The following is a 12,884-nucleotide window of genomic DNA, read 5'->3' on the forward strand; positions in this document are numbered from 1 at the left end:
TTACCTCTACACATTAAATCGGAACAACATTACATCCCCTTCCTGCACAACATACTCTTTCCCTTCACTACGAACCAACCCTTTCTCCTTCGCAGCATTCATCGAACCAGTTGTTACCAAATCTTTATAAGCGACAGTTTCGGCGCGAATAAATCCCCGCTCAAAATCACTATGGATTACACCAGCAGCTTGAGGTGCAGACATTCCGGCATTAATTGTCCAAGCACGGGTTTCTTTGGGGCCGCAGGTAAAATATGTCCGTAAGCCTAGAAGCATGTAAGTTGCACGAATTAATGCTTTCAAACCGCCTTCTTCCACACCTAAAGATGCGAGGAAATCAGCTTTATCTGACTCTAGTAATTCCACTAATTCAGCTTCAACTTGGGCAGAAACAATGACAACTTGGGCATTTTCTGTTGCTGCAATTTGCCGCACTGTTTCCACAAAATCATTACCGGTTGCCAACTCATCCTCAGATACATTGGCCGCATAGATAATTGGTTTATAAGTGAGCAGTTCCAGTCCTTTGATAATTTCTGCTTCTTCTTCATTCAAGCTCACCTGACGCACCGATTTACCTTCATTTAAAGCCGCAGCTAATTTTTCTAAGACTGAGACTTCAAACTGTGCATCTTTGCTGGTACGAGCTTGTTTGCGAGTGCGGTCAATTCGCCGCTCAATTTGTGATAAATCTGATAAACCCAGTTCTATATTAATGATTTCGATATCTCGGGCTGGGTCAACAGAACCAGCAACGTGGATAATATCGTCATTCTCAAAACAACGTACCACATGGACGATCGCATCAACTTCCCGGATGTGGGACAGGAATTGATTCCCTAGTCCCTCACCCTGACTTGCACCTTTAACTAAACCGGCAATATCCACAAATTCAACCCGCGCCGGGATAATTTGTGCCGAACTGGCAATCTTAGCAAGAACATTTAACCGTTCATCCGGTACTGCGACAACGCCGACATTCGGTTCAATCGTGCAAAAAGGGAAGTTAGCTGCTTCTGCTTTAGCATTAGCAACTACAGCATTAAATAAAGTAGATTTTCCGACGTTGGGAAGTCCGACAATTCCGGCTCTTAGCATTTTGGATTTTAGATTTGGGATTTTGGATTACACTACCAAGGTAATTCAAACAGGTTCCGGTATGGTTTGGGGAATGGGAGCAGGTACTGTTTGAGGAATCGGAGCGGGTACTGGTTCTGGTACAGGCCCCGGTAGAGGTTGGGGTATAGCTGGCCCCGGTACAGGTTCAGGACTCGGTAGCGGGTTCGGTTCAGGATTGGGACTCGGTAGCGGACTCGGCCCAGGAGTAGGAATTTGTGGTTCGGGTATAGAAATCGCAATGGGATTAATCATGGTAAGTCTAAATTAAATTATTCAACCTTCTTAAAGTAGATGACAACCTCATCTGTTGACATCTCCCTAAGTGGCTACACCCAGTGACAATTCCTTTAATTTGGGCGTTGGGTATTAGTTATTTCCCCTCTGCTCCTCTGCCCCCCTGCCCCTCTGCTTTTCTACTAACTCTGGCACTGGATCGTAACCACCTGGATGAAACGGATGACAGCGCAAAATCCGCCGAGTTGCCATCCACCCACCACGCAACACACCAAATCGTTCAATGGCTTGAATAGCATACATCGAACAAGTTGGTTGAAAGCGACAAGTCGGGAGAAACAATGGGGAGATAAACATTCGATAGCCGCGAATCATCCAAATCAATAATAATTTCATTTCAGTTACCTAAATCTTATAAATTAGTAACAGAGGTAAAAATTTTCATTTGTTGCATCTTTGTTAATTACATTTTCTGACTTCACCTCAATTCCGATTTTATGGCTGCAAATTGCGTCGGCTGCAATTTGGGTGTTACTCATCCTCCTGATTGCATGGGTGGTAAACCGCTTCGCTGACAAGCCAGAAATCGTGCGGAAGATAGTTCATATTGGCACTGGGAATGTGATTTTAATCGCTTGGTGGCTCGAGATTCCCGCCAGTGTAGGGATTACAGCTTCCATTTTAGCGAGTGTAATTACCTTATTATCCTACCGATTGCCCATTCTTCCTGGTATTAATAGCGTTGGACGCCAAAGTTTAGGGACTTTTTTTTACTCTATCAGTTTCGGTATTTTAGTTGCCTGGTTTTGGTATTTGCAACAACCTCAATACGCAGCACTAGGAATTTTGATCATGACTTGGGGAGATGGACTAGCAGCCTTAATTGGGCAGCGCTTTGGTAAACACAAGTATAAAGTTTTTGGGACAGAAAAAAGTTGGGAAGGCTCCCTAACTATGATGCTCGTTAGCTATCTCGTCAGTAGTTTGATTTTAATTGGAACTCAAGGAAACAGTTGGCAAACTTGGGCAGTATCACTCGTGGTAGCAGTTATAGCTACGGCTTTAGAAGCTGTTTCATTTTTGGGTATTGACAATTTGACAGTTCCTTTAGGCAGTGCAGCACTTGCTTTCTTTTTGAGTCAGTTAGTTTTGAATTAGTAAGCTGTCACGCGTATAACTTGCATAGCGATCGCTCTTTAGCGAGTTTTCATAAATGTTCTGGTAGTTACACGGCTACAATATTTTTTACTCAGTAGGTAGAACTTAAGGATAGTTTTACTACTTTTATGTATGTTTAAAAAATTAGCCTTATCAGCGATCGTATCTACTGTGATTCTTGCAAATTTATCTGTTAAAGCGGAAGCATCACACTATTCGCCTTGGCTGACAATGGGTAAGACTAGTAGCGGTAGTATTTTATCTCTAAATATTAGTTCGGTTGAAACAAAAGCTCATGCAGGTAACTGGCTGTGGTTTTCTTACCGAATAACTGACGATAAAGAAACACGCGAACACATAGGAAGTACTGGTAGTTGTATTGAAGGAAAAGTATTAGGTAAATCAGAATGGTTAGTTGACTCTATTGATACAAATGGAAATTTTACAGGAGCAATTGAAATAAAAGCAGATTCTACTGGGAGTCAATCTTTATTAAAGAAAGTTTGTCAGCTAGGGAGTTCTAAACCAGATTCTCAAACTTCCTCTAAATATTCACCTTGGGTGGCCATTGGTAAAACTTCAGCAGGTGAAACACTATCTTTAGATTTATCATCGGCTCATTTTGTAGGTTATGGAGAAGCTACGGAGTTTACTTACAAGTTCACAGGAAATGTAACTAGCAGAGTTAATAAAGCCCTCACCGAGTCCTGTGAAACAAATAAGGGTGAACTTAGGACGGATACTTCTCTAAAATGGTTTGTAACTAATCAAAGCGGAAAAGAAACACGGATAGTAGTTAAAGTTGAATCTAAGGCAAGCCAACAAATGTTGGAGCGTGTATGTTACCAAGCATTTGTGATGTTTCAAAAGTATGGTATTCAAAACTAACCAACCTTTCATCTATCCAACCACTTAAACATTTCCCAACACCTAACCAAAGCCAATGCCCAATATCGCGGTCATTGTCTAAGCCATTATTGAAAATTGAATCCTTGTCTATTACCGCGATCGCTCCAAAATCCAATCGAGTAAAATCGGATTGACTAACTCTGGTGCTTCATCCTGCGGACAATGCCCCACTCCCTCTAAAGCAATAAACTTTTCTACTTGGGGAAAGTTAGCTAATTCTCTCCCTAACTTAATTGGTTCCCACGGATCAGCCGTTCCCCACAAGATAATCACAGGACAAGCTAAAAGTGGCAAAAGTTCTTCAGGTAGAGGCCCTGTGGAATAAGAAGTAAAAGCCAGGAAAACAGCTCCAGCCCCCGGATCACTTGCTGGTGAAGTGAGAATATCTACCAATTTATCTGTCACCATCTCAGCATTCGCATAAGCTTGCAGCAGAATTTTTCGCACTGTTTTCGGTTTGGCGAGTTGATTGAAAAAGAAATCGCCAACTGGTTTGATAGATAACAGGCGTTGTAGTAGAGGCGCTCCGAAACGACGAGACCAAGGTAAAGTTACCCGTTTGCGATCGTGCAACAGTCGTAAAGAACAGTTGAGCAAAGCAACTCCTAAGGCAATATCTGGGTTGCTTACTACTGCTTGCATGGCTACAATACAGCCAATGGAATTTCCGACTAAAAAAGCTGGCTCACCGACAACTTCGCGACAAAAATCTGCCACTTGTTGTCCCCAGGTTTCTAGTGTATAGGCAATTTTTTCACCAGGTTGAGGTTTTGCGGAACCGCCAAAACCAATCAAATCTATAGCATAAACACGGCAATTTTGTGCTATCACGGGAATATTTTTCTGCCAGTGCCACCAAGAAGCACCAAATCCATGCACGAGGACAACAGCTGGCCCAGTAGTTCCTTGGGTTTGATAGCAGATAGAGAAATCTTGCCAAATCCAGGTTTTTGTAGAAGTAAGTGTTGTTTTTGAACTTGAGGTTGTCATAGGAAAATTGATAAAAACAAGGGTAAAAGCTTTTCAGCAACAAGGTGCAAGCAAAATTGTTTTAAATCTGAATAAAATTTATCAAATTTTCAAAGTAAGTCCTTTGATCTAGTGATAGCTTAGACGTACACCGAGAAAGCTTCTAGGCTGATAACACTAGCATCAAGCTGATAGTTTTATCCAGCATAGAGAGTTTTCATCTTGTTGATAGAGGTAATTTACTCACAACTTAGATTATGTCAGGATTAAAAATCATAACTTCTGCAATGTGAGTAATATTTTCGCTATTTTTAAATGTGAGCGAATTAGCATCAGTGCTAGATTCAGTAGTTTCACAATTTACGAGAGCCAATACAAGTCTATAAAATTGTCGAATATGAGGCATCGGCTAAGGGGTGGTTTGCAACTGGAAACTGACACTGAATTTAACAATATTTTTCTTGTTCCTAGTTCTGCGAGCCAGAAAGCATGAATATATTAGAAACAATTGATACTCCTGTTGGGAGCTATGCACCAGATTTTGAATTGCCAGGAATTGATGATCAAGTACACCATCTCAGGCGTTATCTTGAGAAGTTCCGAGCAGTCGGCGTCATTTCCATGTGTAACCACTGTCCTTATGTGGAGTGGTATCTAGACAGGTTAAAAAATATTCAAGCCGAATTTGCCCCAGAAGGCTTCACACTAATTGGCATGAATGGTAGTAATGGTGATCGCGACACTAGGTCAAGCTTTGAAAATATGAAAGCTTTTGCCCTGCGTCATCAGTTGAATTTCCCTTACCTGTGGGACTCCACCCAAGATGTGACCCGCAGTTTTGGTGCCACAAAAACACCAATGGCCTTTCTTATAGATACTAATGGTATAGTACGCTACAAAGGTCAAATTGACAATCACCCCCAAGACCGATCATCGGTGGGAAAGGATTATTTGAGAACTGCGATCGCTTCTCTGTTTCTTGGTGAAGAAATAGATATACCACAAACAGAACCAATAGGTACTACATTGATTTGGCGTAACTAGACATAGATAGTCCCTGTAACTGCTATCTTAAATTGGAGGCAATTGCAACTTTTTTGATAAAGCATAACTTCATGGGAACGAATTACCGACGGGTTTTACTCAAACTGAGCGGTGAAGCCTTAATGGGCAACATGGGCTATGGCATTGATCCAGAAGTGGTCAAAGGAATAGCACAAGAATTAGCAGAGGTGATCGCCACTGGCGTTCAAATCGCCATCGTTGTTGGCGGCGGCAATATTTTTCGTGGCGTCAAAGCGGCGTCGGCGGGGATGGACAGGGCAACCGCTGACTATATCGGAATGATTGCCACGGTAATGAATGCCATGACGCTGCAAGATTCGCTGGAACGTATAGGGGTACAGACGCGGGTGCAAACTGCGATCGCAATGCAAGAATTAGCAGAACCGTATATCCGTCGTCGTGCCATCCGCCATCTTGAAAAAGGACGGGTGGTAATTTTTGGTGCTGGTTCTGGAAATCCCTTCTTTACTACAGACACCACTGCGGCATTGAGAGCCGCAGAAATTGATGCGGAAGTGATTTTTAAAGCCACCAAAGTAGACGGAGTATATGATGCTGATCCTCATATTTATCCTGACGCCAAGCGTTACAATAGCCTCACCTACGCACACGTTTTAGCCAAAGATTTGCGGGTGATGGATAGTACTGCGATCGCCTTGTGTAAAGAAAATAATATCCCAATTCTGGTATTTGACCTAACGGTGCGAGGAAACATCCACCGAGCAGTCTTGGGAGAATCCATCGGCACCCTTGTGGGAGGTTCTTGTGAAATTAGCTGAAGCTGAGAGTACGATGCAAAAGACCGTTGAGGCGACTCAACGAGCTTTTAACACAATTCGCACTGGTCGCGCCAATGCGAGTCTATTAGATAAGGTATTGGTGGACTATTATGGTTCGCCCACATCCCTTAAATCACTGGCAAATATCAGCACACCGGATGCGACGACGATCTTAATTCAACCCTATGATCGCAGCAGTTTAAATATAGTCGAAAAAGCGATTTCTTTATCTGATGTCGGTTTAACCCCCAGCAATGATGGTTCCGTGATTCGGCTGAATATTCCGCCCTTAACAAGCGATCGCCGGAAAGAATTCGTCAAAATGGCATCTAAGTATGCTGAAGAGGGTCGTGTTGCTATTCGCAACATCCGCCGCGATGCTATAGACGCCATTCGCAAACAGGAAAAAAATACTGAAATTTCTGAAGATGAAGCCCGGGATCAGCAAGACAAACTACAAAAACTGACAAACAAATACACCGCTAGAATAGACGAATTTCTGGCAGAAAAAGAAAAAGACATCACGACTGTTTAAAATCTCAAGTCTGAAGCATAAAGGCTGAAGGATGATGGATAAATTCTTCAGCCTTTATCATTTCTTAGGTATCTAACAAAAATTGATCAAGTATCTCAATAGAAAATCACTAATTCCGGAGCAAAAATTCAGCCATATGTACGACTGCATCATCGTCGGTGCTGGGCCAGCTGGTGGAACAGCTGCATATCATTTAGCCAAGCAAGGTCGCTCAGTATTAGTCTTAGAAAAAGAATCCCTGCCAAGATATAAACCTTGTGGCGGTGGTGTATCTCCAGCGATCGCTCAATGGTTTGACTTTGATTTTAGCCCAGCGATTTCTGTGAAAGCCGACTCCCTTCGCTTTACCTGGAAATTGGGCGACCCCGTGGAAGCAAAAATCGCCACCAAAGAACCAGTCTGGATGGTGCGACGAGATATTTTTGACCATTTCCTAGTCCAGCAGGCACAGAAGCAAGGGGCTGAACTCCGAGATAATACTGAAGTGACGAGTATTGAGTTTCAAAGTGACTATTGGCAAGTTAACACAGCCAATGGGCCAATTACAGGTCGCTACTTAATTGCGGCTGATGGTGCCAAAGGGCCAATGGCAAAATGGCTAGGCTTCAAAGAACGTAAACGTCGTTTAGCAGCAGCTTTGGAAGCAGAAGTTTCCGCAACGGTGAAGGACAAATCCACAATTCACTTCGAGTTTGGCTTGGTGAAAAATGGCTATATTTGGAACTTCCCGAAGGCGGACGGTTATTCCATTGGTGTCGGTACGTTTATCGGTGGCGAACCTCAAGATTTTAAGAAGATTTTAGATGAGTACGCGCGATCGTTTAATCTAGATATCAAAACTAGCAAGCAGTATGGTTATCCCCTTTGCTTGTGGGATGGCAACCAAAAGTTGCATACTCAAAATGCAGTTTTGGCTGGGGAAGCTGCTTGTGTAGTTGATCCCATGACAGCAGAAGGCATTCGCCCTTCAATTTTTAGCGGTTTGATTGCAGCAGGAGCGATTAATCAGGCTCTTTCTGGTGATAGCAATGCTTTAGAAAAATATAGTGAAGCCATTAATGAAGAATGGGGTACTGAGATGGCTTGGGCGCAAAAATTAGCTGGAGCATTCTATCGCTTTCCTAGCATTGGCTACAAAGTTGGTGTTAAGCGCCCCTCCGGTGCCAAAATCATGGGTAAGATTCTGTGCGGAGAACTGCGTTATGGCGACGTTGCCGGTCGCGCTCTCAAGCGTTTAATCCCTGGTTTTGGAGGTTAGGGATTAGTAACAAATCTCTAGTGGGTGGGCGTCTTGCCTGCCCTATTTTCACTTTATTTATGCCTATCTACTTACCATTTCTCTAAACTAGGGTTTTAGACAAGGAACTCTCAAAGGTTTGCAATATAACTCCCAGAATCTTATCGACTGCATTAACATAGTATTCAATTGAGTCAATGCAAACAGTATTCTGTTCTAAAGTTAAGAATTTCCAAGCAGTTCCACTTGTCACTGCTCCATAGATGACTGGAATTTCATTACCTGCTCTTTGATTAAATATTTGAGCAGCAATCATTGTGGCTACACATTGCCCCAATCCAGCGATGATATTTTCATTTTTGGCCTCTATAACAGTGACTACTGGAGCACTGATAAAATACTGTTCACCAGATGCACTGAGGATAAAGTCACAAAAACCTGAGAGTCCAAGAGCTGGATCAACATTGAATTCTGTACCTGAAAATAAGCTGATCCGATAATTTAACTGTCGCCTTACCTCAGACAGAATAGGAGCGATTAAAAACTCAGAACGGGCTTTTTCGCTATTGATTGCAGTCGCTAAAGTTAGGTTTTCATCCAGCAACCGTTTTAGCAAGTCAGATGGCTGGACACCTGCTACAGTAAGAAATAGATTACGTGTCTCTTCTAAAGTTAAGCCAAACGCATTTCTTACTTTAGCGAGACTAAAATCACTGTATGCCATAGACTTCTGCTCCAGTTCTATCTTAATTGTGCATAGCTTCCCCATCTTTGCAAGAATTATTTAAAAGGCAAGCTTCGGTTAGCAGGCTCGCCCCTCAAATATTGTACCTTGGCACGAAATTAAAAATACCTAGAGAAAAACCAGATAATCACTCCAGTTCCCAGTACACAAATAATTCCCGCCAAACCAGCTAAAGGTTTTTTGTTCTTACCTGTGAACCAGTCAGAGACTTTACCTGTGTAAGTAATTAATCCTGCTGTATCTAAAGTTGCGATTGCCCATACCCATCCCGCGTGCAGTCCCCAAGCAAAACTCAAATTGCCACTAGAGGCAAAGCGTGCCAACACTAGCACCATTCCCATCAGCCACAATCCAGGGAGTTGAGGTACAGTTTCGCGTTGCTCCCAAACCAGGTGTAGCAAGGCAAAAATCAAGCTAGATATTGCTGCTGCTACCCAAATTGGATAATCCTGCGCTAATTCAGTGAACAGGAAACCGCGAAAAACTAACTCTTCTATCCCACCTACTAATAACGCTATCAAGAAAATCGATAGCAAGATGGGTAGTAATAACTTGAAATTCGTCTTTTCAAAAGAACACCAACCTAATCCGAATTGCCCACTAAATACAATAGCTAGGCTCACCACTCCCAAACCGAAACCTAGTGCTAAAGAACCAAGAGTTGAAAGATTCCCAACAAAGCCGTAATCCGAAAAAGATTTATTCCTCAGCCAACTAACTCCCCATAGAATCAGGGGAGCTAATAGGTAGAGTGACGCCAATAACGGCATCTTTTGCTCTGGCTGCAAAGGTTTGGGAGGTTGCCAATTGAGCAATATTGCTGATCCTGTTGCGACTGGCAACCAGCAAACTATCCAGAAAATAAAAAATGCCATCACTACAACTAGTGCTGGTGCATTTTCCATAAACGCCAGTAAGATGTTGACCGAAGGCTCAAAGAAAGTTATCAAAATAAACAAAAAAAACACGATAGACTTCTTGCATTATAGATTTCTTGCTGATTAATCAAGACTCTACTAAATTTGGTGACTTCTGCAAGGGGTCTAATCGTATTTTTTATCTGGGACAAAATTATCTCAATAGAGCTACCAGTTTGCTGTCGGAGTAAGGACAAGTTATCATCACCTGAAACTTATCCCTACCATCAGCAAATTTACTCTTCATCTTCCAAATCTTCGTCTGATTCGTCAGAATCTACATCTTGTGAGGTTAATTTTTTATCACTTTCACCGAGTTGAATCAAGTGAATATGCTTGTAACCCAGCCTAATTTCAAACTCATCTCCAGGCTTTAAGCCCATTGCCTTGGTATATGTGGCACCAATTACAATCTGACCATTTTGATGGACACTAACCCGATATGTCGGTTCACGACCACGACCATCTTTAGGTGCTTCTGGACTTAGAGGAATTCCTCTAGCCGATAGCAAAGCGTCATAAAAATCAGTGAGATTGACACGAACCTGGTTATTCTTAGTAACAGTGTAATAGCCGCACTGTTTAGCTCTTTCTCGGCGTGGTAAAGTGGAAAGTTCTTTTACTTTAGCAAGTAGTGCTTTTCCGGTTAATGGCGCGGTTGCAGTTTCAGTCATTATGCTCAAATTTTCCTTACTCTCTCCAAACTGATAAACGATGTAGTCTCATGCCAGCATTTAGCTTTTTAGCATTTGCATAAAGCTACTTAAGACCCTAATGTAACGGGTGAATTCCTGCTGATAAGAGCCAAAAGCACTTCTATATATGGTTGTCCACAACCAACTAGAGGTCATAGTTGCCACAGACATTAATTTTGGCGATGTTACGGCACTTTTAACCATTATTCGCCATCAGAAAGAAAACTATTTTCTCCTGTGACGCTACTGTAGCGGTGTAACTTTCAGCCACCTTTACAAATTGTGTTGATTCTACTACAAATAAGTCGTAGACCCAATAAATTGCAGGTTTTTCACTTTCAGTGCTTGCCTTTCTGACCAATGAACAAGTAGAGTTTTCTCTACTCGTCCTTTCAAGCTTTGGACAGCATAGTATTTCAATAGAGTCCTATGGGCATACGCCCTTTTGTCCTGCCAGTAGAGACGTGAATTTTTTGGTCTCTACATTACGAATCAACAAAGCAGTAGTAACCGCGCTGATACGGCTATTGATTCTGGTTTTGTTACTTCGTAATTTTATATCAAATACTAGCATGGACTAATAATAGCAAAATAGTTGTTTAATTTTGAATTAAAGTTGCTGGTAAATTTTTATTTAAATTCCTGGACTTAAAGCTTGGAAAAAGCAGCGAGTATTTTCTTAACCCTTTATTGCAAGCGTAAGTATTGCCCTATGGCTTTTATAAAAATTTATCTAATATAGACGAGCCGTTTTGACCAATGAGTTAAATCCAAGATTTTCTTGATTGAGAGGAGGCAAAAATCTAAAAGTCTCCCGCATCCGGGATTTCCGGTGCAAGAACTTTTATTTAAAAGTGGTGAGGATTTTTCCTCAGTTTATTACCGTAAGCTCAAAAGCGGTCAGAAGATTTTGTCCGTCTGTCTATGGGAAGAATAAATCTCTTAACATCTGCCTAGCGCTTGATTGCTATTACTATATATTGAACATGTGCTTTTACACTTCTATATAATCAAAAAATTCTGTCAAGCGGTAGCGAAGGTGGAATTTTCCAGTCAGGACTGCTTGACTCAAGTTGAGATCAAGACGTGTTGCTAACCTGACATGCATCTAATTTGGATATGATCGCTAGGTCAAAGATGAACCTAAGTCCCTTTCTAAGCAAACTTCCTTTCCTTTACATTCCTAAACAGCTAAATTCAATGCAAAGCTCCGATTACATTTTTGGCGTTTTAACTCAGAATTTGACACAAATCTTGCCTACGGCGCTGGTGCAAGTAAAGTTTTAATGGTTATCCTTAAACTAGAATCAGTCACTCTTTCATCGTCAGCCTATTAACACCAGGATTTGAATTAAGGGCAAAAAAGTATAGCTCACTTTTGGCAACTACCTGCCTTGACTGATGATTGTTGAGGCTAGTGAAGCAATTTTAAAATTTTGGTTAGTGGTCATGGAAGTTATTTTTAAGGTCATTCGACAGCAACAAAATTCCTCTCCTGTTGTGCAAACCTACTTCGTAGAGGCAGAACCAGGTAATACAATCTTGGATTGCCTCAATCATATTAAGTGGGAGCAAGATGGAACTTTGGCGTTTCGCAAAAATTGCCGCAATACCATTTGTGGTAGCTGTGCTATGCGAATTAATGGGCGTTCGGCTTTAGCTTGTAAGGAAAATGTTGGCAGTGAACTTGCCAGATTACAACAAATATCATCATCCCAAAGTAAAGTAAATGCCATTGGCGAAATCACGATCGCCCCTCTCGGCAATATGCCGGTGATTAAAGATTTAGTTGTAGATATGAGCAGTTTCTGGAATAATCTAGAGGCAGTTGCTCCTTATGTGAGTACGGCAGCACGACTTGTACCCGAAAGAGAGTTTTTGCAAACACCCCAAGAGCGATCGCGCCTCGATCAAACTGGCAACTGTATTATGTGCGGTGCTTGTTACTCTGAATGCAACGCCCGTGAAGTTAATCCAGACTTTGTTGGTCCCCATGCCCTTGCCAAAGCTTACCGGATGGTAGCAGATTCCCGCGATCGCGACACCGAAAATCGTTTAGAAAGCTACAACGAAGGTACTAAAGGCGTATGGGGTTGCACCCGTTGTTTGTACTGCGATTCCGTTTGTCCAATGGATGTTGCACCATTAGAACAAATCACCAAAATTAAACAAGAAATTCTCACCCAGAAACAAGCCAGCGATAGTCGCTCACTTCGTCACCGAAAAGTATTGGTGGATTTAGTTAAAGAAGGTGGTTGGATTGATGAACGTCAATTTGGTTTACAAGTTGTCGGTAACTACTTTCGAGATTTAAAAGGATTACTCAGTCTTGCACCCCTCGGTTTACGGATGATCATCCGGGGTAAGTTTCCCCGATCATTTGAACCTTCAGAGGGGATGCAACAAGTGCGATCGCTCATTGAATCTGTGCAACAAGTAGAAAATAAAAGTGAGGAATGAGGAGTAGAGACGCGATTAATCGCGTCTCTACAGGAGTTAAGAATTTTAACTCATAACTCCTA

The 12,884-nt window shown here is 42.0% G+C and carries 14 protein-coding genes; 7 read left to right on the forward strand and 7 right to left on the reverse strand.

What is annotated here, in order from left to right; all coding sequences use genetic code 11:
• Nucleotides 1-6 precede the first annotated feature (6 nt).
• From ychF to yidD, 3 genes are all read right to left on the reverse strand, one after another.
• Nucleotides 7-1,098 (reverse strand): redox-regulated ATPase YchF, encoded by a 1,092-nt coding sequence (gene ychF, locus V7K48_RS28050; protein WP_335077489.1) that lies wholly within the window; start codon nt 1,096-1,098, stop codon nt 7-9.
• A gap of 45 nt (nt 1,099-1,143) precedes the next feature.
• Entirely contained in the window at nt 1,144-1,371 is a 228-nt protein-coding gene (locus V7K48_RS28055) for a hypothetical protein (protein ID WP_335077491.1), read from the reverse strand.
• A 114-nt stretch (nt 1,372-1,485) separates the two neighbouring features.
• Nucleotides 1,486-1,749: a membrane protein insertion efficiency factor YidD gene (gene yidD / locus V7K48_RS28060; RefSeq protein WP_335077493.1), complete on the reverse strand. Its 264-nt coding sequence runs from the start codon at nt 1,747-1,749 to the stop codon at nt 1,486-1,488.
• Between the two features lie 60 nt (nt 1,750-1,809).
• On the opposite strand from yidD, the gene V7K48_RS28065 reads away from it, so the two are divergent.
• Together V7K48_RS28065 and V7K48_RS28070 are read left to right on the forward strand one after the other, a co-directional pair.
• The gene (locus V7K48_RS28065) at nt 1,810-2,511 is read left to right on the forward strand and encodes a diacylglycerol/polyprenol kinase family protein (protein ID WP_335077495.1); all 702 of its coding nucleotides are present in this window, start codon (nt 1,810-1,812) and stop codon (nt 2,509-2,511) included.
• A gap of 132 nt (nt 2,512-2,643) precedes the next feature.
• Complete coding sequence (locus tag V7K48_RS28070) at nt 2,644-3,399, forward strand: hypothetical protein (protein ID WP_335077497.1); 756 nt, start codon at nt 2,644-2,646, stop codon at nt 3,397-3,399.
• A 111-nt stretch (nt 3,400-3,510) separates the two neighbouring features.
• Here the strand turns inward: V7K48_RS28070 and V7K48_RS28075 are convergent, their stop codons facing one another.
• A complete protein-coding gene (locus V7K48_RS28075) occupies nt 3,511-4,410 on the reverse strand; it encodes an alpha/beta fold hydrolase (protein WP_335077499.1) in 900 nt (299 codons plus the stop codon).
• A gap of 468 nt (nt 4,411-4,878) precedes the next feature.
• Between V7K48_RS28075 and V7K48_RS28080 the strand changes: the two genes are divergently transcribed.
• The 4 genes from V7K48_RS28080 (at nt 4,879) to V7K48_RS28095 (ending at nt 8,026) form a co-directional block, all read left to right on the forward strand.
• Nucleotides 4,879-5,433 (forward strand): thioredoxin family protein, encoded by a 555-nt coding sequence (locus tag V7K48_RS28080; protein WP_335077501.1) that lies wholly within the window; start codon nt 4,879-4,881, stop codon nt 5,431-5,433.
• A 71-nt stretch (nt 5,434-5,504) separates the two neighbouring features.
• Nucleotides 5,505-6,233 carry a UMP kinase gene (gene pyrH, locus V7K48_RS28085; RefSeq protein ID WP_335077503.1) on the forward strand — a complete coding sequence of 243 codons (729 nt, stop codon included), beginning with the start codon at nt 5,505-5,507 and terminating at the stop codon, nt 6,231-6,233.
• On the forward strand, nt 6,220-6,768 hold the full coding sequence (gene frr, locus V7K48_RS28090) for a ribosome recycling factor (RefSeq protein ID WP_335077505.1): 549 nt from the start codon (nt 6,220-6,222) through the stop codon (nt 6,766-6,768). The genes pyrH and frr overlap by 14 nt, the downstream gene beginning before the upstream one ends.
• 136 nt (nt 6,769-6,904) lie before the next feature.
• Nucleotides 6,905-8,026: a geranylgeranyl reductase family protein gene (locus V7K48_RS28095; RefSeq protein ID WP_335077507.1), complete on the forward strand. Its 1,122-nt coding sequence runs from the start codon at nt 6,905-6,907 to the stop codon at nt 8,024-8,026.
• An 82-nt stretch (nt 8,027-8,108) separates the two neighbouring features.
• Here the strand turns inward: V7K48_RS28095 and V7K48_RS28100 are convergent, their stop codons facing one another.
• The 3 genes from V7K48_RS28100 to V7K48_RS28110 form a co-directional block, all read right to left on the reverse strand.
• Nucleotides 8,109-8,729 (reverse strand): hypothetical protein, encoded by a 621-nt coding sequence (locus V7K48_RS28100; RefSeq protein ID WP_335077509.1) that lies wholly within the window; start codon nt 8,727-8,729, stop codon nt 8,109-8,111.
• Between the two features lie 119 nt (nt 8,730-8,848).
• A complete protein-coding gene (locus V7K48_RS28105; protein WP_335077511.1) occupies nt 8,849-9,718 on the reverse strand; it encodes a CPBP family intramembrane glutamic endopeptidase in 870 nt (289 codons plus the stop codon).
• A 185-nt stretch (nt 9,719-9,903) separates the two neighbouring features.
• Nucleotides 9,904-10,341 (reverse strand): AbrB family transcriptional regulator, encoded by a 438-nt coding sequence (locus tag V7K48_RS28110; protein WP_322721207.1) that lies wholly within the window; start codon nt 10,339-10,341, stop codon nt 9,904-9,906.
• A 1,470-nt stretch (nt 10,342-11,811) separates the two neighbouring features.
• Here V7K48_RS28110 and V7K48_RS28115 point away from each other — a divergent pair.
• Nucleotides 11,812-12,822, forward strand: coding sequence for a succinate dehydrogenase/fumarate reductase iron-sulfur subunit (locus V7K48_RS28115; RefSeq protein WP_335077514.1), 1,011 nt, complete (start codon nt 11,812-11,814; stop codon nt 12,820-12,822).
• Nucleotides 12,823-12,884 lie beyond the last annotated feature (62 nt).

The sequence above is a fragment of the Nostoc sp. genome, assembly GCF_036919615.1.
GTDB lineage: Bacteria > Cyanobacteriota > Cyanobacteriia > Cyanobacteriales > Nostocaceae > Nostoc.

Bases quoted from the DNA above. Each gene is read 5' to 3' on its own strand.
- V7K48_RS28115 (WP_335077514.1), top strand. From the start codon at position 11,812: ATGGAAGTTATTTTTAAGGTCATTCGACAGCAACAAAATTCCTCTCCT.
- V7K48_RS28080 (WP_335077501.1), top strand. From the start codon at position 4,879: ATGAATATATTAGAAACAATTGATACTCCTGTTGGGAGCTATGCACCA.
- pyrH (WP_335077503.1), top strand. From the start codon at position 5,505: ATGGGAACGAATTACCGACGGGTTTTACTCAAACTGAGCGGTGAAGCC.
- yidD (WP_335077493.1), bottom strand. From the start codon at position 1,749: ATGAAATTATTATTGATTTGGATGATTCGCGGCTATCGAATGTTTATC.
- V7K48_RS28100 (WP_335077509.1), bottom strand. From the start codon at position 8,729: ATGGCATACAGTGATTTTAGTCTCGCTAAAGTAAGAAATGCGTTTGGC.
- ychF (WP_335077489.1), bottom strand. From the start codon at position 1,098: ATGCTAAGAGCCGGAATTGTCGGACTTCCCAACGTCGGAAAATCTACT.
- V7K48_RS28055 (WP_335077491.1), bottom strand. From the start codon at position 1,371: ATGATTAATCCCATTGCGATTTCTATACCCGAACCACAAATTCCTACT.
- V7K48_RS28070 (WP_335077497.1), top strand. From the start codon at position 2,644: ATGTTTAAAAAATTAGCCTTATCAGCGATCGTATCTACTGTGATTCTT.
- V7K48_RS28110 (WP_322721207.1), bottom strand. From the start codon at position 10,341: ATGACTGAAACTGCAACCGCGCCATTAACCGGAAAAGCACTACTTGCT.
- V7K48_RS28075 (WP_335077499.1), bottom strand. From the start codon at position 4,410: ATGACAACCTCAAGTTCAAAAACAACACTTACTTCTACAAAAACCTGG.
- V7K48_RS28095 (WP_335077507.1), top strand. From the start codon at position 6,905: ATGTACGACTGCATCATCGTCGGTGCTGGGCCAGCTGGTGGAACAGCT.